This window comes from Photorhabdus akhurstii, from assembly GCF_018448925.1.
GTDB lineage: Bacteria > Pseudomonadota > Gammaproteobacteria > Enterobacterales > Enterobacteriaceae > Photorhabdus > Photorhabdus akhurstii.
This window is the reverse complement of the sequence record NZ_RCWE01000005.1, coordinates 161,099-180,618: the sequence shown is the minus strand read 5'-3', so window position 1 is coordinate 180,618 and position 19,520 is coordinate 161,099. Positions and strand designations below refer to the sequence as shown.

At 43.1% G+C, this 19,520-nt stretch carries 15 protein-coding genes and 2 pseudogenes; 12 read left to right on the top strand and 5 right to left on the bottom strand.

Annotated elements, in window-relative coordinates:
• Positions 1-92: 92 nt before the first annotated feature.
• Entirely contained in the window at positions 93-1,439 is a 1,347-nt protein-coding gene (locus EAE93_RS09160; RefSeq protein ID WP_036810279.1) for an NCS2 family permease, read from the bottom strand.
• Positions 1,440-1,931: 492 nt separating this feature from the next.
• On the opposite strand from EAE93_RS09160, the gene EAE93_RS09155 reads away from it, so the two are divergent.
• The gene (locus EAE93_RS09155; RefSeq protein ID WP_214039542.1) at positions 1,932-2,168 is read left to right on the top strand and encodes a type II toxin-antitoxin system CcdA family antitoxin; all 237 of its coding nucleotides are present in this window, start codon (positions 1,932-1,934) and stop codon (positions 2,166-2,168) included.
• 2 nt (positions 2,169-2,170) lie between these two features.
• Complete coding sequence (locus EAE93_RS09150) at positions 2,171-2,485, top strand: CcdB family protein (RefSeq protein ID WP_036810272.1); 315 nt, start codon at positions 2,171-2,173, stop codon at positions 2,483-2,485.
• A 50-nt stretch (positions 2,486-2,535) separates the two neighbouring features.
• Here EAE93_RS09150 and EAE93_RS09145 read toward each other — a convergent pair whose 3' ends face one another.
• From EAE93_RS09145 to EAE93_RS09130, 4 genes are all read right to left on the bottom strand, one after another.
• Positions 2,536-3,723 (bottom strand): MFS transporter, encoded by a 1,188-nt coding sequence (locus tag EAE93_RS09145; RefSeq protein WP_214039541.1) that lies wholly within the window; start codon positions 3,721-3,723, stop codon positions 2,536-2,538.
• Positions 3,724-3,831: 108 nt separating this feature from the next.
• Positions 3,832-4,584 (bottom strand): sulfite exporter TauE/SafE family protein, encoded by a 753-nt coding sequence (locus EAE93_RS09140; protein ID WP_036810266.1) that lies wholly within the window; start codon positions 4,582-4,584, stop codon positions 3,832-3,834.
• Positions 4,585-6,014: 1,430 nt separating this feature from the next.
• Entirely contained in the window at positions 6,015-6,344 is a 330-nt protein-coding gene (locus EAE93_RS09135) for a hypothetical protein (RefSeq protein ID WP_036810263.1), read from the bottom strand.
• Positions 6,345-6,769: 425 nt separating this feature from the next.
• Positions 6,770-7,717: a 2OG-Fe(II) oxygenase family protein gene (locus EAE93_RS09130; protein ID WP_052105802.1), complete on the bottom strand. Its 948-nt coding sequence runs from the start codon at positions 7,715-7,717 to the stop codon at positions 6,770-6,772.
• 216 nt (positions 7,718-7,933) lie between these two features.
• Here EAE93_RS09130 and EAE93_RS09125 point away from each other — a divergent pair.
• The 10 genes and pseudogenes from EAE93_RS09125 to fecE form a co-directional block, all read left to right on the top strand.
• Positions 7,934-8,105: pseudogene (locus EAE93_RS09125) on the top strand (transposase); the annotation flags it as partial.
• 39 nt (positions 8,106-8,144) lie between these two features.
• Positions 8,145-8,255 (top strand): annotated as a pseudogene (locus tag EAE93_RS09120) (hypothetical protein); the annotation flags it as partial.
• 570 nt (positions 8,256-8,825) lie between these two features.
• Positions 8,826-9,569: a coiled-coil domain-containing protein gene (locus EAE93_RS09115; protein WP_214039540.1), complete on the top strand. Its 744-nt coding sequence runs from the start codon at positions 8,826-8,828 to the stop codon at positions 9,567-9,569.
• A 2,047-nt stretch (positions 9,570-11,616) separates the two neighbouring features.
• Positions 11,617-12,144: a ferric citrate uptake sigma factor FecI gene (gene fecI, locus EAE93_RS09110; RefSeq protein WP_036810260.1), complete on the top strand. Its 528-nt coding sequence runs from the start codon at positions 11,617-11,619 to the stop codon at positions 12,142-12,144.
• A gap of 1 nt (position 12,145) precedes the next feature.
• Complete coding sequence (gene fecR / locus EAE93_RS09105; RefSeq protein WP_036810257.1) at positions 12,146-13,111, top strand: ferric citrate uptake sigma factor regulator FecR; 966 nt, start codon at positions 12,146-12,148, stop codon at positions 13,109-13,111.
• A gap of 85 nt (positions 13,112-13,196) precedes the next feature.
• Positions 13,197-15,557 carry a TonB-dependent Fe(3+) dicitrate receptor FecA gene (gene fecA, locus EAE93_RS09100; RefSeq protein ID WP_214039539.1) on the top strand — a complete coding sequence of 787 codons (2,361 nt, stop codon included), beginning with the start codon at positions 13,197-13,199 and terminating at the stop codon, positions 15,555-15,557.
• A 59-nt stretch (positions 15,558-15,616) separates the two neighbouring features.
• Entirely contained in the window at positions 15,617-16,525 is a 909-nt protein-coding gene (locus tag EAE93_RS09095; protein ID WP_214039538.1) for a Fe(3+) dicitrate ABC transporter substrate-binding protein FecB, read from the top strand.
• Positions 16,522-17,520 (top strand): iron-dicitrate ABC transporter permease FecC, encoded by a 999-nt coding sequence (gene fecC / locus EAE93_RS09090; RefSeq protein WP_110085847.1) that lies wholly within the window; start codon positions 16,522-16,524, stop codon positions 17,518-17,520. The genes EAE93_RS09095 and fecC overlap by 4 nt, the downstream gene beginning before the upstream one ends.
• Complete coding sequence (gene fecD / locus EAE93_RS09085; RefSeq protein ID WP_110085848.1) at positions 17,517-18,473, top strand: Fe(3+) dicitrate ABC transporter permease subunit FecD; 957 nt, start codon at positions 17,517-17,519, stop codon at positions 18,471-18,473. The genes fecC and fecD overlap by 4 nt, the downstream gene beginning before the upstream one ends.
• Positions 18,474-19,241: a Fe(3+) dicitrate ABC transporter ATP-binding protein FecE gene (fecE, locus tag EAE93_RS09080; protein ID WP_214039537.1), complete on the top strand. Its 768-nt coding sequence runs from the start codon at positions 18,474-18,476 to the stop codon at positions 19,239-19,241.
• Positions 19,242-19,520 lie beyond the last annotated feature (279 nt).

Here is a 19,520-nt window from a genome sequence, read left to right as displayed (position 1 = left end):
AATAGCGGGGGAAATAATTGAGGATTTAAAAGTAATCGCAAGAAATGGCAAAGTGCGCAGGGGTGAACACCGCTTACGCACTTCTTAATCAATCAAATAGCCCAATCACCAGCATAAAATGCTACTAAAGCGATCGTAATTACCACTGTACCGATATTCAATTTGCGCCATTCACCGGAACAGATACGACCAACAACCAGCGAACTGAAACCCAACATAATACCGGTTACAATATTGCAGGTCAGGACAATAAAGACCGCACAGAGCATACCGGACATCGCCCCAACAAAATCATCGAAATCCAGCTTTCTGACATTACTCAGCATCAGCAAACCAACATACATCAGCGCCGGCGCCGTGGCATACGCCGGTACAAGATAGGAAAGTGGAGAAAAGAACAAAATTAACAGAAACAGGATACCGACAACTGTTGCGGTTAAACCTGTTTTACCACCGGCTGCGGTACCCGCGGCTGATTCGATATATACCGCAGCCGGGGAAGCACCGATAGCACCGGCAAAAATGCTACTAACCGAATCGGCAGTTAGCGCTTTACTGCCATTAATAATCTGCCCGCCTTTATCCAACAGATTCCCTTGCCCTGCTACTGCACGGATGGTACCGGTGGCATCAAACACCGCAGTCATTACCAACGCCAACACACTAGGTAACACAATTGGCTGCAAAGCCCCGATAATATCCATACTAAAAATCAAGGACAGACCGTCATCGCCCAGACTTGGTACCTTAAAAAACCCTTGATATTTCACTGCCGGATCAAAAATCAGCCCAATAACAGAAATCACCACGATCACTAACAACACACCACCGGGAACTTTCAATTTTTCCAGGCCAAAAATAACAGCCAGCCCAAGCAGAGTCATCACAACCGGAAAAGAGGTGAACGATCCCAGAGCAACAGGCAGACCTTCCAGTGGATTCTTAATGACCAGACCAACACCATTTGACGCAATCAGTAACAAAAACAGTCCAATACCAATCCCTGCACCATGCGCAATACCCATTGGTATATTGCGTAAAATCCAGGAACGAATACCGGTAACAGAAATCACCGTAAACAAACACCCCATCAGAAATACCGCACCGAGTGCAACCGGGATAGTGATTTGCTGCCCTAAAACCAAGCTAAAGGCAGTAAATGCAGTCAACGAAATTGCACAACCAATTGCCATTGGCAAGTTAACCCACAACCCCATTAACAAAGAACCAAAACCGGCAACCAGACAAGTCGCAATAAAGACAGCAGTATGGGGAAACCCTGCCTGCCCTAACATTCCCGGTACAACGATGACTGAATAAACCATCGCCAAGAAAGTTGTGATCCCTGCCAGAATTTCACGGCGTACCGTTGTGCCACGTTCGGTCAATTTAAAATACTTATCCAGTTTGCATTTAACTGGTGCCTGAATGCCTGACATGTCATTCCCCTGCATTATGTTCATAGTACTTCTTCTGCTTCCTAATCAAACGAAAACGATTACCTTGCTTAATAACGCAACACTTAATGAATATTGCACCAATCGGTTCAACAAAACATAAAAGCAATCGTTTGGCTTTCAGAATAGAAAACAGAGAGAGAATTTAAGGCGAAAGATTATCCAGTGATCATAGTGTCGAAATCAATAGCTAACAGTATTATTTCACCAAACATTAGAAGAACGACTTCTGGAGATTAAACTTTTTACGATAGTTAATTACAATGTTTCAGCCTTAGACGACAAGGAAGATCCAACAGTTTCACCATGAAATGAATTTCATTTACAGTTATTGTGAGCCGGACGAAATGAAATGCGAGCCGTTACAAGTAACGAATGGTAACGCTGAACAAGCCGAAAAAACCGACATTCAGAACTACAATTCGTGTCCATATACGTGTAATCTACACGCACACTCAATACCGGAGATAAATCATGACAGCAAAACAACGCAACACACAGAGCGTCACAATGACTGTAGAACGAGGCTTACTGAACCGGGCACGTGAAGCAGGTATTAACTTTAGTGCCACACTGACCGCCGCCTTGGATGCCGAATTACGCCATCGCGAGGCGCTGAAATGGCAGGAAGATAATAGGGAAGCTCTGGAGGTATTAAACCGTTTCCATGACGAACATGGTTGTTTCAGTGATGAATACAGGACATTTTAGCGATGCAATTCACCGTTTATCGTAATACTGGGAAAACTGTTGTTTATCCCCTGTTGCTGGACGTCACGAGTGACATTATCGGGCAGTTAAACCGCCGAATTGTGATCCCACTGCTGCCAATTGAAAAATATCCTGGCAGCAGTCGCCCTGTTCGAATGATCCCCCTTATCAGGCTGATAGACGATAAAGAATATGCTGTCATGACTCACGAACTAGCCAGTATATCTGTTCATGCTTTGGGTGCTGAATTTTGCGATGCATCGCAATACCGTAATCAGGTAAAAGCGGCACTCGATTTCCTCTTTGACGGTATTTAAGTTGGATAAGTGCTGACTGCCATTCACAGCCAGCTTTTACACCAGTACAGCTATCGACTGAACACTTCACTTTTATCACACTGTGGATTGAACCGATCCATTGTTGAAATCAGAAACAGTGCTGCAATGATGACAAGTAGAACAGGTAAACCTGATGACGTCATTGAACTCGCTATACCGGCAAGCAGCGGCCCAAACAAACTGCCAATCCCCCACAACATAGCCGCCGCAGCATTAGCCACTATCAGATCATTTCCTGAAAAATACTGACCAATTTGGACCAATGCAATGGTGTAGATAGCCCCCGCAGTTGCCCCTAAAGCAATCAACAGAGGCCAGACAAGATAGTGATGCGCCATAGCAAATGGCAGTAACGTACTTGCTCCGAGCGTTGCTACACCACAAATCTGGTACAAACGCATACGATTCATATGATCCGCCAGCCAACCAAACGGGAGCTGCATCAATGCATCGCCAGCAAGAACAACACTTATCATTAGTGCAGCTACGGCTTCGACATACCCACAACTCATTCCATATATGGGTAACATAGAAAGAATGGTCCCGTCGAAAAAAGAGAAAAACAGCACACCACCACAGATCGCCGGTGCAACCTTCACAAATTGAACAATAGAGAAATTGGATTTCTTACTGTGTTGCGGCAATTTATCGCCTTTCTTCTGATCTAGCATGACAAAAAGTACCAGGGAGATGATATGGATCAGAGTACAAATCAATATCGGCGCTTTATCTTCAATACCATAAAAAGCAATGATAGAAGGGCCAAGCAACTGACTGATAGTAAAAACCGTCGTATAAACAGCCAATACCCTGCCTCGTTTATTCTCTTCAGAGAGTTCATTAATCCAGGTTTCACCTAGACAGATCATTAACCCGTTAGCAGCGCCAGTCATTAGCCGCAGAGGAAAAAGCACCTCCATCGGCAACGAACCCAAAAGTGGGAGCAAACTGCCAGCAGAAACCCCTGTTGCAATCATCATGGCGTGTTTCTTACCTACCAGAGCTACAATTTTCTGGACTACCGGAGCACTCAAAAGAACCCCCAACGCCGGAGCCGCAGAAATTAAACCAATGTACAACTCATCGATACCTTGGCTATTCAAGCGTAACGCTATCATTGGGATCGTCAAACCAATGACAATGCCAATAACCGCGACACTCGTAGTAATAGTAAAAATGGCAAAAAAATTATTATTTCTATAGTCACGACTGTTCATTTTATTTATATCTATCCAGCAAAAATAAAAAGAATAAATATGAAATGAACTGAAAACAACAAATTAATAATATTATATTGAATATATTAATTCCGATTAGTTATTATTTTAAAGAGTAAATATATAACGATATATCAGCATTAAGCCCGAAGCCAGCACAATAATATTGATAAACTTCAAGAATGTTTCTCTGGAGATTTTCAGTGTCACCTGACGGCCAAAATAGATCCCCAACAACATGGCTGGAATAAATACCAGTATCAATAACAAAAATGAGGTGTCCAGATAGATACCCATGAAAACAAAAATAATCACTCTCGTCAGGGTACTGAAACCAATTAAAGTCGTCTGAGTAACCCTGAAAACCTCCTTATCAGATATCCGCCCAGTCAGATAAATTGCATAAAGGAAACCCCCACTACCAAATAGCGCACTGAAAATACCGCCACTTAGCCCAAATGGAATGGCGGCTTTAGCGGGGAATTGACGGTAGGTTTTACTGAAAAATAGCGAATAAATTGAATAGAAAACAACAAATAACCCCAACACCAGAACTAAAACATTAGGTCGGGCCATCAATAAAATAGCGGCGCCAATCAAGCTACCGACAACCATTAATGGAATAACTAACTTGATCTCACTAAACTCTGATTTCTTACCCTCTCTGGTAATATTAATCACTGCGGCAGTCAAATCCACCAACGCAAGCATAGGAACAATTTTCGCTATAGGAATATAAAATGCCAGAATGGGGCTAGCAATAAGTGCAGAACCAAACCCGGCCATACCAAAAACCAGATAAGCAAAGAAAACGACAAAAATGCAAATAAGCAGATCAGGCCATGCAATTACGTGTAACATTTCTATTTCCCTGAAAACGGTTTTCAAACTAAAGTGATCATTTTCCCAATACTAATAGTTTTTCCTGTCATTTGTCAGGCCAATCTACAAAAAACTGGACACGCTAGTTAAAGATATACTTAATGTACACATGATGCTGGTATGGTCCTGATGGAAAAATAACATATTGAAATTACAATCAATTAAAAATATTTACTAGCAATAAATCACTTACCGTATATTGGGAACATATAAGGGTATTGGCAAGATAAAAGCGATACCACCAACAAACCAGAGGGCGATCTTAAAAAGAATGGTATTTCGTTAGATTGGATTGATATTGTTATTAATACCATTCATACAACGATGGTGAAAGCTCCGACGGATTAACCTGTCAAGATTATAACGGTTTAACAGGTAATTAAGCGTTAATCGAGCGAGAAAATAGTTTTTAAAAACGACGACATAAACTGATTTTAGCATGTTAAAAACATAAAAAGAGATAAACGGTTTAAATCAAATCATAGCAAAGAAATGCTATTCAATGGGTTAAAACAGGGTAAAGCAAGTTTAAACTGACGTATTTAAGAGTCTGTACATTATTCTGTTAAATCATTTATCTGGGGATTTTGTTATGCTGATTTTTTCATCGAATATTTAACTGGTTTATAAAAAACTTTACCCTCCGATTAAAAACGTTATTAAAGCGATTCATTTTTAAAAATAGATTAACGGATTAACGGATTAACGGATTAACGGATTAACGGATTAACGGATTAACGGATTAACGGATTAACGGATTAACGGACTCATATTATCATTTATCTTTTTACCCGAAAACATAAATATAACCAAACCAGTTTTTGTTTCTCAGTTTCCATTAATGGCTTTATAATGAGCAGGTTTTAAACCATTATTAAAAGTCATTTTTTTAACCGCTGATTTTAAGTAGCATAAAACTTTAACACTTGCTTTTCACTAAGTTTAATCATTATGAAATATCATACTTTACGTTTACCTAACGTAGGTTACCCCGGATTTTTATCTTTATTAACACTATCTTATAGATAATTTTAAACAGTTTTTATAGACCACCACCATTTGTTTTTTACATGAATTAGCCAATAAATAATCTGATGATATAAAGATACCCCTTTGTGTTTTTTCGGATAACCACCTCTTTTTCAGAACTTAAATCTTGCCAGATCAACCGTTTTATCCCTTTTTTATTACATTGTTTTTTACAGTTTGCTTCACAAAATAACGGTGATAAAATACTTTCATATCATTCTGTTCGAATAATATTATTTTACATGCTGGTTTCTTTTCAACTCTCTGTTAATAAACTTAGACTCAATTAATCATTTTTATTAAAAATTAACTTATTTAATAAATCAATTAAAGTTACACCATCCATGCATTTGCATTTTTAAATAGCCATAGCAGGTTAGTTAAAATATAAAATAATAGAATAACACCATTGCTGATAAATACATTAAACATAGTAGTAAAAAGGTTTTCATTGGATAGTTCATGTAAATATAATCGTTTTTTCCATTTACCAACCTGTATTTAACCCCCTCCATTTTCATTAAATTAGCACTTGGGTTTTTATTTTTCCTGTATTTAATTTTTTTAGGTTTAAAATCAGATAGGATAATAGGTATGTTAATGATATTAAAATCAACGCCAATGCGGTTAATGTGGTTAATCAATTTAAAACCCGTTTCCTCTGGTGTTTTCTCTTTTAATATCAATATAACATCAAGTTTTTTATCCACTTTTAAAAATCCTTAATCACTTCTTTTTAACTTTTTTCTGGTATTTACGGCTGTAGTATTAGCCTACAACGTGGTGTATGCCCCGCGAAAGAAGGCGAAGCTCAAGACGTTGGCGCAGGTGGCGGACCGGGGTATCTCCACTACATATCAGTTTTATTCAGGCATGACGAGATATTCAAGATGAAGTTTTGTGGTGTGCGATTGCTGCTCCCGGCACCATTCCAAAAAACTCAGAGCACTGAGGGAAAGCGTTAAGCAGTATAATTTTGCCTGAAAAAAAACGGCCCAAAAGCAGGACCGTCCGTATGTCGAAAACTCGCTACCTCATTCAAAACATGCTTAACTGAATGGTGTTATCCTTGCGATCGCTTCTCCTATCCCACTTGCCCCGCCAGTTACAACCACTCGTTTACTTTCAAATCTCCTCACTTGGCTCTCTCCTCAAATACGGGGTTATAAGTTGCATTTATTTTGCTGCGAAGATATGGGAAATCCCGAGTCAGTTGTGAAATCAGATGATTACCAATATTAAAATCAGGTTCGCCTGGCCGTTTTAGATGTGTATCAGGGTTAAGGTTCATAAAGAATGCAAAACTATATCGTTCATCACCATTAGCCAACACCCGGTGAATAAGTGAGCGAATTTCTCCATTTGAAAGTACTTCCAGTACATCGCCCGCAATTAGTAATAGAGAGTTTTTCATTGCAGGTACGGCCTGCCAAGGCTCGTTATTATTCATTCTATAGAACAGTCCCGGAGAATCCTGCAATAAAAGAGTGAAAAACTCATAGTCTGTATGGGCACCCATGCTGGATGCCTGTTGGATTTCTTCTGGCTCATGCGAAAGATAATGAATCAGTCGGAGCTGGCTTGCTGGATTACAGGTTGCATCAACAATGTTGATTTCATGATGGCTGTAATGTGATATGAGCGCAGAAGTGATCAAACGCCCGAGTGAAAGCGAAAAATCAAAATACCTATCGATAACCTCGCTTGCGTTTAAAACCTGGCTTGGATAGCGATTTTCTCCGCTCAGAATCCATTCAGGCGCACCACCTGCGGGGCCAATATCAAACGCCTCGTACACTCGATCCTTTTCATCTGCATATTGTCCTTTCTCAGTAACCGGAACGTATCCTCGATGACCGTCAGAGTTACCAATATAAAACTGCATTTTAATTTCGTCTGGCAGATCAAATAGTTGCTGAGCAACACGCTTTAGATGTACGGACCCAATGACAAAAGCTGGATCAGTAATATTGGTGATGTGAATATGTCCGAACTTTTTCAAAATTCTAATAAACTGGCTGACTTCAAAATGGCCAGTAGAAATATCCTTATACTCTATGACTGGTACTTGTTGAATCTTCATCTTGTGATACCCTATTTGGTAATTTCAAGGATTCGCTACTTTATTAGCAATATAATTAGCAATATACGCAGAAATCATGTTTGAAGTATTCATGATTCAAATTTTCCAACAGTCTCATATCCAGATCTATCTCTGTACCTATTTCGATTTATCCTCTGCTTGGCCTCCTGGAGCATATTTGAGTATATTCGAATTCAGCAAATGCCAACAGACAGTATGGCGTTTATTGATTCCACCAAAATAGCAGTATGCCATAACCTGCGCATCCCCCGAAATAGCGTCTTTGTTGGCGTAGCTCGTCGGGGAAAAACCAGCACAGTCTGGTTTTAAACTTCATTTAGTCATCAATGATTGTGGTGAACTTTTAGCGGTCAAATTCACGCCAGGCAAATAACAACTTGACACTTAGAAGGGCATCGCGGAATGTCGGTTTGATGCCAAACCCGCTGGAATCAGGGCATTGTTTAACAATCAGCTTGATCCGGTTCGCACGGCAGAGTTGCGCGACAGAATGTTGGCGGTTGGGCTATTAATATGATGAATTTCATTTGCAATTAATTTGAGCCGAAAAAACGGATAAATGCGAGTCCGCTGAATTTTAAACGCGAGCTGTTACACATAGTACCCTTGCCTCTTTTCCCAGATTCTAAAACCACATTGATAGACAAAAACGGCTTTTCTTAATAATACCTGCTTTACCACGTTCAGGATAAAGCATATTTACTTCTACTTGAATGAGAGAAAGTTTCTGTAACCCTTTGCTTTCAGATAGCACGAAGGCCAGACTCGAAAAAAACAAAAAATTTGTTAATTTTTAACTATAAAATTAATAAAAAAACCACATTGACTACCAAACAACCACCTAAAAAGATCTTGGATTAAAAAAAATTCATAAAGAATCTAAAAGAAGTATAGGTAATTCAATATAAGAAAATTGATTACATCTCAGACGTAAGATTAATATCTTACTTTACAAAGAATAATTTCGGAAAAGGAAAAAATTTTTTACTAGGAAAAAGTGAAGCACAACGTTTATCACAAGGCATTGAAGAATATGTTAAGAAAAATAAAGCAATAAGTAATAATGAAAGAATGAAAGAATGAAAGAATGACAAGATTAAGAAATTTGTTATCAGAGTTTCTTGATAAAAGTGATTACGGTAGTGAAATAATAAATGAATTCTTAGCTGAAACTAGAGACGGAAGGCTGTACTTAGATAAATATTTTGATAAAAATAGAGACTTTCTACTCAAAGAGAAAAACAAAGAATTAGAAGATCAATTCGAATCCAAAAAAGCGTCATTAAATAATGAATTAAAGGATCATGAACGATTAATTCTTCAAAAGAAAGAAGAGTTAAATAATGAAATTAAAAGCATTGAAATAGAGAAAAAGAAAGCAAAAGAAAGAATAGATGAAATAAAAAAGCAATCCGATGAAGATGCTCACCAAGTTCTTTTAGAAAAACAAAAGGAACTAACTGAGCAAAACTCAAAACTTGAGCACTCAATTCAAGAGAACGAAAAAATAATCGATAATTTTTTATCCACTCAAGAGCAAATCAATGAATTCAATACATTAGACAAAGAAATAGAATATTTAAAAAGACGAAAGCAAGAAATTGAAACCGAAAATAGAGTCATTGAGAATGCTTTAAAAACCCAAGAAGCCATGCTCGAATCGACTCAACTTCCTGACAAACTCGCTGAAATCAGCACATTGACTACTATCCTTCGAGGGGAGAAAAGAAAAAATGTCCTGGCTCTAAGTGAGCCTATGAAGATTAAACCCTCAGAACTTAAATTAGATAAAAGATTACATAATTTAAATTACAGTCTCGTATTCTGTTAAATCATTTATCTGAGGTGTTTTCATGCCGATTTTTTATCATCGACTATTTAACTGGTTTATAAAAAACTTTATCCTCCGATTGAAAACGTTATTAAAGCGCTTCATTTATAAAAATAGATTAACGGATTAACGGACTCATATTTTCATTTATCTTTTTTCCGAGAACATAACCAAACTAATTTTAATTTCCACATTGCCATTAATGGCTTTATAATTGGCAGGTTTTAAACCATTATTAAAAACCATTTTTTTAACCGCTGATTTTAATTAGCATAAAACTTTAACAATTGTTTTTACCACTTTTAACGCTTGCTTTTTACTAAGTTTAATCATTATGAAATATCTTATTTTACGTTTACCTAGTGCAGATTACCCCGGTTTTTTATCTTTAATGACACTATTTTATCGATAATTTAAATCTGTTTTTATAGATCATAATCCTTTATTTTTTCACACAAATTAACCAGTAAATAACTTGATAATATTAAAGACACCACTTTGTGTTTTTTCGGATAACCACTTCTTTTTCAGAGCTTAAATCCTGACAAATTAACCGTTTTATCCCTTTTTTATTACATTATTTTTTACAGCTTGCTTCACAAAATGACGGTAAGAAAATACTTTTATATCACCCTGTTAGGATAATATTATTTTACGTGCCAGTTTCTTTTTAACTCTTTGTTAATGGATTTAGATTAAATGCAAGCAACCATTACCATAAATGAAAATTTATTTACAAAATCAAAAAATTAAACAAAACACCCATATATTTTCGTTTTTAAATAGCCATAGCAAGTTAGTTAAATATAAAATAATAGAATAACACCATTGCTGATAAATACATTAAACATGGTAGTAAATAGGCCGTTTTTAGTCACCCTTCACATTTTAAAAACCTCGCATTAATGGAGCACCTGTTTTTTTAACTCTTAGCTGACTAATCACTATTAAAAATAGGCGTGTAATCACAAAAAAAGAATACACAGGTAAAAAAGAGACAGTGAACCACGTTAATAAATATGATAAACCTGTAAAGCAATTCCCATTCCGAGGTTTTTCATATTTCTAACTAAAAACTCATTTAACAAATGGTTTTCATTAGATAGTTTATGCAAATATAATAGTTTTTTTCATCTCCTAACGCGGTTTAAAACCAGAAAGGGTAAAAGGTATATTAATGATATTAAAATCAACGCCCATTTCTTTAATAAATTTCAATCCCGTTAATCCCGTTAATCCCGTTAATCCCGTTAATCCCGTTAATCCCGTTAATCCCGTTAATCCCGTTAATCCCGTTAATCCCGTTAATCCCGTTAATCCCGTTAATCCCGTTAATCCCGTTAATCCCGTTAAATGTTTTGATATAACATCGTATTATTGGGTTAACACTGTTATTTTACACTTTGGTTAATCAATTTAAAACCTGTTTTCTCCGATGTTTCCTCTTTTAATGTCAACATAACATCAGATTTTTTACCCGCTTTTAAAAATCCTTAATCACTTCTTTTTACCTTTAATGATTTAGGTTTTTACCTATTTACTCATAGTGCACTTGCCTCTTTTCCCAGATTCTAAAACCACACTGATAGACAAAAACGGCTTTTCTTAAATACCTGTTTTATCACGTTCAGGATAAGGCATATTTACTTTTACTCGAATGAGTGAAAGTTTCTGTAACCCTTTGCTTTCAGATAGCACGAAAAACGATAAACCACTTAGTCTAACCTGAGCAAATCGGGATCTATGGAGTAAGTAAAAAACGCTCTTTAGGTTAATTGGCTCGGTGTATAAATCCACTTTCTGGTCGGCCATATCGACTTTCGACTTTCTCTACCGCTCTTTTATGACAGGCTTCAGTTTTTTCCAACCGTAGCTCAATCTTCATTAACCGCTTTCTCCAACATTTTAACGAAACAGAGATAGGTCTCCAGACTATGGAGACTTAAGTCACATCAATATGAAATAAAAAACCTTAGTAATGATTGTAACGATAACTATTCTCACATTAAGATGATACCGTGATTATTGATTTTTGATGTTATAGGTTATGTCTGACCACATTGTTGTTTCCGCTAACGCTGAGCTAACCCTTGAATCGCTTTATGGCGCGCATCATGGCTGGCTGAAAAACTGGCTCACGCGCAAACTGCAATCGTCCTTTGACGCCGACGATGTAGCACAGGATACCTTCCTGCGCGTGATGGCTGGCGACTCGCTACAAACCATTCGCGACCAAAAATCTTTCCTCTGCACGATCGCCAAAAGGGTGATGATCGATCTGTTTCGCCGCAACGCGCTAGAAAAAGCCTATTTGGAACTGCTGGCGCAACGGCCCGAGGCGTTTATGCCCTCACCGGAAATCCGTCAGTGTCAACTTGAGACACTCCAGCAGATCGACCAGATGATCGATGGTCTGAGCAACAAAACACGCCAAGCGTTCTTACTGTCTCAGCTTGAAAATCTGACTTACAGCGACATTGCTTCACGCCTCAATGTGTCCGTCAGTTCGGTGAAAAAATATATGGCCAAAGCCACTGAACACTGCCTGCTGTTTCGCCTGGAGCATGGACTCTGATATGAATACCATGTTGACCCATTCTCGCCGCCAGGCATTAAAATCGGCATCGCACTGGTATGCAGTACTGAGTAGCGATCAGGTAAGTCCGCTGCAAACTGAAAAATGGCAACGCTGGTACGAACAGCATCAAGATCATCAGTGGGCGTGGCAACAAGTGGAAAATCTGCGCAACCAGATGCTTGTAGTACCAGGTAATGTGGCAAGCCACGCACTTCAGGAAACTCACCTGTCGCGACGCAGGGTGATGAAAGGCATATTGCTGTTACTAGGAGCTGGCGGTGGCTGGCAACTGTGGTATTCGGAAGTGGGAGAAGGTCTGCGGGCCGATTACCATACTGCTAAAGGGGATGTCCAGCATCATCGACTGAGCGATGGTACGCTGCTTACACTCAATACCGACAGTGCAGTAGATGTCCATTTTAACCCTCAACAACGTTTGGTACATCTCCGGTATGGCGAAATTGCTATCACTACCGGGCATGATACCGAAGCAAAGCTGTTGCATGTACAAACCCGCCATGCACAACTGACCGCGCTAGGCACCAAGTTTACGGTTCGTCAGGAAGCCAACACCACACTACTTAGCGTGCAGCAACATGCCGTAGAGGTGATACTGACCGGTACCGACCATAAATGTATTGTGCGTCAGGGTGAAAGCCTAAGATTCAGCGCCACCGATTTTGGTGAACTGACCGCGGCAACCGACGAAGACAACGCGTGGACGCAGGGTATACTAAGCTTCAGCGATAAGCCACTGAGTGAAGTGATAGCAACCCTCGCCCGCTATCGAAGCGGCATATTACGCTGCGACCCGGCCGTCGCCTCGCTACGGTTAAGCGGTACTTTCCCGATAAAAAATACCGATACGATATTATCCGTCATTGGGAAAACACTTCCCGTTAAAATTCAATATATTACGCGGTACTGGGTAAATGTTCTGCCTGTAGAAAAATCGTTAACGTAAAAAATAATCATTTTCAATTGTCCCTTTTTGTTTCCTCGTTCGACTTCATAAATGAATACAGCAACAAAATGATTATGGAGACGTTATGATGCCTTTACGTGCACAGCCACTGCGCGCGCTTCACAAAGCAACACCGCTGGTAATGGCGATTCGTTTGAGCCTGTTACCGGTGGCTTGCCTAACCTCAGGGATAACGTATGCTGCGGTAGAGCCAGCTAGCGTACACTATGACATTAATGCCGGTGAACTGGATAAAGTTCTTAATCAGTACTCCACCCACGCCGGTATTACCCTTTCAGTCGATGCCAGCTTAACCCACAGCAAACAGAGTAGCGGTCTACACGGCAATTACTCCATCACCGATGGGTTGAACACCTTGCTGGCCGGCACTGATTTGCAGGTAAAAACATTGGGCAATAACACGTTCACACTCGAACCCGCCCCTGCTGCGCAGAAAGACGTGCTGACCGTGGTAGGAGACTGGCTAGGTAGTGCGCGTGAAGCTGACGTGTTTGAACATGCAGGCGCACGTGATGTCATCCGCCGGGAAGATTTTGCTAAAACAGGCGCAACCACAATGCGTGAAGTGTTGAACCGCATTCCCGGCGTCAACGCACCGGAAAACAACGGTACCGGCAGCCACGATCTGGCGATGAACTTTGGCATTCGTGGCCTGAACCCACGTCTCGCCAGCCGTTCTACGGTTCTGATGGATGGCGTTCCGGTACCCTTCGCGCCTTACGGCCAGCCACAACTATCGTTAGCGCCCGTATCTCTCGGCAACATGGATGCAATAGATGTGGTACGCGGCGGCGGTGCCGTGCGTTACGGGCCGCAAAGCGTAGGTGGCGTAGTGAATTTCGTGACCCGCGCTATCCCACAGGATTTTGGTATTGACGCAAGCGTAGAAGGCCAGCTTAGCCCCACATCCTCACAAAATAATCCCAAAGAAACCCATAATCTGATGATTGGCGGTACGGCAGATAACGGTTTCGGCACAGCGCTTCTCTACTCCGGCACACGCGGCAGCGACTGGCGCGAGCACAGCGCCACGCACATTGACGATGTGATGCTCAAAAGCCGCTATGCACCCAATGAAGTGCACACCTTCAACAGCCTATTGCAATATTACGATGGCAGTGCGGATATGCCCGGCGGCCTTTCACGCGCCGATTACGATGCCAATCGTTGGCAATCCACTCGCCCATATGACCGCTTCTGGGGTCGCCGTCAGCTCGCAAGTCTCAGCTATCAGTATCAACCCGACCAACAGCACAAATTCAATATTCAGGGCTTATATACTCATACCTTGCGCAGCGGCTATCTTGAGCAAGGCAAGCGCATTACCCTTTCTCCGCGCGAATATTGGGTGCGCAGCATCGAACCTCGCTATAGCCAGCTCTTCAATTTAGGTCCTTCGGCCCACGAAGTAGGAATTGGCTACCGTTATGTGAATGAATCCAGTCACGAAATGCGTTACTACACCGCCACCCGCAGCGGCGAACTACCTAGCACATCTAGCCCTTATGACCGTAATACCCGCTCCGGCACCCAAGCACACGCTTGGTATATTGACGACCGCATTGATATCGGCAACTGGACCATCACGCCGGGGATACGATTCGAACATATCAAGTCCTTCCAAAACAACAATGTGAAAGGCAGCCGCCAAGAAGTAAGTTACGATGCGCCATTGCCCGCACTCAATGTTCTTTATCATATTACTGATAGCTGGAATCTTTACGCCAATACGGAAGGTTCATTTGGCACCGTACAGTACAGCCAAATTGGCAAGGCGGTGAAAAGCGGCAATGTAGAACCGGAAAAGGCGCGAACTTGGGAAGTTGGAACTCGCTACGATGACGGCGCATTAGCAGCGGAAATGGGGCTGTTTCTGATTAACTTCAACAATCAGTATGACTCCAACCAAACTAACGATACCGTTACGGCACGTGGAAAAACCCGACACACAGGGCTGGAAACTCAGGCACGTTATGATCTTTCCGAACTTACTCCCAAACTGAATAACGTTTCGGTTTACGCCAGCTACACGTATGTCAACGCGGAAATTCGTGAAGAAGGTGACACCTACGGGAATCAAGTGCCATTCTCATCGAAACATAAAGGCGCATTTGGCATAGATTACAAACCGGGTAACTGGACCTTCAACCTCAACAGTACATCCCAATCCAGCCAGTTTGCTGATAACGCTAATACCGTGCAAGAAAGCGCCAATGGAAGCACCGGTCGCATTCCGGGCTTTATGTTGTGGGATACCCGCGTGGCGTATGACTTCGGCCCACAAATGGCTAATCTGAGTCTAGCCTTTGGGGTGAAAAACATTTTCGACCACGAGTATTACACCCGTTCCTATGATGACAATAACAAAGGCATCTACGCCGGGCAGCCACGTACGTTCTATATGCAGGGTTCTGTAAAATTCTAACGTTACATTAATCCGTTCGCCGGGCCATTGCCCGGCTTTGCTATTTCTGGAGTTAAGTTATGCTTGCACCGATTCACATTATGTTTATCGTTTTGCTCTTCTTTACTAGCCTACCCCGCGCCATCGCGGTCACGGTACAGGATGAGCAAGGCAGTTTTACCCTCAATACCGTTCCCCAGCGCGTAGTCGTGCTGGAATTGTCGTTTGCTGATGCGTTGGCCGCCATCAATATCAGCCCGGTGGGTATTGCCGATGATAACGATCCACAGCGTATCCTCACGGATGTTCGCCAGCGTATTAAGCCCTGGCAATCAACGGGCACTCGCGCTCAGCCAAGCCTTGAAGCCATCAGTGCGCTGAAGCCGGATCTCATCATTGCAGATAGCCAACGCCACGCGGGGATTTATCGGGCGCTAAAGGGTATCGCGCCCGTTTTGCTGCTAAAGTCCCGTAACGAAACCTATGAAGAAAACCTGCAATCTGCCGCGATCATCGGCAAAGTGATGGGGAAAGAGAGTGAGATGCAACAACGACTGGCAGAGCATCATGAACGCATGAAAGGCTATGCCAGCCAGTTGCCACAAGGCGTCAGTGTGGTTTTTGGCACCTCGCGCGAACAGCAATTTAACTTGCACTCTAGCGATACCTATACCGGCAGCGTCTTAACAGCATTAGGGCTAAAGGTTCCCACGCCAGTTAATCATGCGGCAATGACTTCCCTCAGCCTTGAACAATTATTGGCGCTCAATCCTGACTGGCTTATCGTGGCCCACTATCGCCAGGAAAGCATCGTGAAACGCTGGCAGCAAGATTCGCTGTGGCAGATGATGACAGCACAGCACAAACATCAGATAGCGGCAGTAGACAGCAACACTTGGGCTCGTATGCGCGGGATATTTGCCGCTGAACGCATTGGCAGTGATGCGGTAAAAATCTTCCATCATCAGCCAGTTCATGAAACACCATGAGGCACCGACATCATCCGGTCTGGCTTTGGGGATTGCCGCTGTTTGCACTGTTTAGTGCGTTCTGGCTAAGCCTGTTTTGCTATTCCGCTATTCCCATTCCTGCCATCAGTGCGCTCAAGGCACTGGTGCCGGGTCATACACCGACACTGCCTGAAGCGCTGGTTATTAATCTGCGGCTACCACGCAGTCTGGTTGCTATTCTGATCGGCGCAGCTCTGGCATTGTCCGGCGCGCTACTCCAGACGCTCACTCATAATCCTCTGGCCTCGCCCTCCTTATTGGGCATTAACAGTGGCGCAGCTCTGGCAATGGCGCTAGTCAGCGCTTTCAGCCCAGCGCCGCTGGCCGGATATTCCATTTCCTTGGTGGCGGCTTGCGGCGGTGGAATTAGCTGGATGATGGTGATGGCCGCAAGTGGTAGCTGGCAGCAAAAATACGATCGCAACCAGCTAATTCTGGCGGGCATTGCCTTATCGGCCTTATGTATGGCACTAACACGTATTACGCTACTGCTTGCCGAAGATCATGCTTACGGCATTTTTTACTGGCTGGCGGGGGGAGTCTCCCATGTCCGCTGGCCTGAATTCTGGCAACTATTCCCTTTCGTGGTGGTCACTGTACCTGTGGTTTTATTGTTGGCGAAATCACTTAATCTGCTCAACGCTGGCGATGTCAGTGCCCATACACTTGGCGTGAATCTAACTCGCCTGCGTATCTTCGTCAGTTTGGCGGTACTGACTCTGGTGGGGGCTTGCGTCAGTGTGGCGGGGCCGATCGTGTTTATTGGCCTGCTCATGCCCCATCTGGCACGTTTCTGGGTCGGCTATGATCTGCGCCGCACACTGCCAATGTGCATGTTGCTGGGAGCGGTGTTTATGCTACTTGCGGATTTACTGGCCCGTGCGCTGGCCTGGCCAGGAGAACTCCCGGCAGGCGCAGTTCTGGCGCTGATTGGCGCACCCTGCTTTGTCTGGCTGGCAAGGAAGCGAACATGAATCGTCAGGTTATCTCGCTGTTAGTAATATTGCTGGCAGTTACGCTGGTGCTAGCGCTACGCATGGGCGCACAACCACTTCCCTGGGAAGCGTTAATAAACGGCTGGCAACCCAGTGACAAACACCACTTTGTGCTAACACAGTACCGCCTACCACGTATTTTACTCGCCATCACTGTAGGCGCCGCGCTGGCGCTTTCCGGCGTCTTGGTTCAGGGTATTGTCCGTAATCCACTGGCCTCCCCCGATGTACTAGGGGTAAATCATGCAGCAAGCCTGGCATCCGTAAGCGCACTGATCTTCTTCCCTTCTCTGCCGGTACAGTGGCTTCCTCTCCTTGCTTTTGGTGGTGGAATAGCCGCGCTAATCCTGCTGCGGGCGATTGCCGGCCCCTCTTCGCCGCTGCGCCTTGCACTAGTTGGCGTCGCTCTTTCAGCTACCTGGACAAGCATCACAGACTACCTAATGCTCTCACGCCCGCAAGATATCAATAACGCGCTTCTATGGTTGACCGGCAGTCTGTGGGGACGCGACTGGCAGTTTGTGGCTACAGCCCTGCCAGTATTGATGATACTGATACCGTTCAGCCTGCGCTTTTGTCGCGATTTAGATTTGCTGGCGCTCGGTGATGACAGCGCCAGCACACTGGGCGTTTCGCTTCTGCACGTACAATCCTGGGGATTAATGCTGGCAGTAGCGCTTGCCGCAACAGGCGTCGCTGTTTGCGGGCCGATAGGCTTTATCAGCCTCGTGGTGCCCCATCTCGTTCGCAGACTTGTGGGAGGACGGCATCGCTGGCTTATACCAGCATCCATGCTTATGGGCGCACAGGTTCTGCTGCTAGCCGATTTGCTGGCAAGGAGCATAGCTCCACCAATGGAGCTGCCTGCTGGCGTGCTGACCGCCATCATTGGCGCCCCTTATTTCTTCTGGCTTTTAGTGAGGACACGTTAAATGCAACTGGCTACGGAAAAGTTATCTGCGGGCTACGGGGAGAAACGCATTCTAAATGATCTGTCGCTCACCCTTCCGACAGGGAAAATCACAGCGTTGCTCGGCCCCAACGGCTGTGGGAAATCGACATTACTGAAATGCTTTTCGCGGCTATTAACGCCATTATCTGGAAAGATAACAATAGATAGTGAACCTTTAGCGCACTTTTCCTCACGCAAGCTCGCCAGACATCTGGCGCTCTTACCGCAACATCCTCTCACACCAGAGGGGATCGCCGTCCATGAACTGGTTGCATACGGACGCAGCCCCTGGCTTACGTTTTGGGGGCGTTTAACATCTCATGATCGTCATCTTGTACAACAAGCAATGGAAAAAACGCAGATTAGCCATCTTGCCGATAAACGCGTTACCGACCTTTCAGGAGGGCAACGCCAACGCGCTTTTCTGGCGATGGTTCTGGCCCAAAATACGCCGGTGGTGCTGCTCGACGAACCTACTACGTATCTTGACATCAACCATCAGGTGGAATTGATGAAGCTGCTGCATGAGCTGAACGACGAAGGAAAAACAGTCGTGACCGTACTTCATGACCTCAATCAAGCTAGCCGGTACTGTGACCATCTGGTGCTGCTTTCGCAAGGACAGGTTGTCGCCCAAGGCTCGCCCGAAGAAGTTATGACCCCGAAATTATTACAGCGGGTATTCAGCATTAAAGCGGAAATTCACCCCGAACCAGTTTCAGGTAAACCAATGTGTGTAGTGTGTTAGGAGGGGAACTAGTGTAGCGTGTTGGCTCTCTTCTCTAGTACGGCTTAATATGCTCTGCTTTTTGTTAGAGGCTGTGTCGGGATTCATTCCTTACCGCCCAACCCAAAAAGCCGAGCTTGAATTTATGTGAATCCAAACAATATCTTCTAAAAGCAAAAAGATAAACGTCCTATCTTAACTTGAAGTAATGATAATTCGATCTATAATAGTTACGTATCGCTGTGCTTCGCAATTGATTAACAATCTAATGATAAGGATATTTAAATTTAACACAGTAAA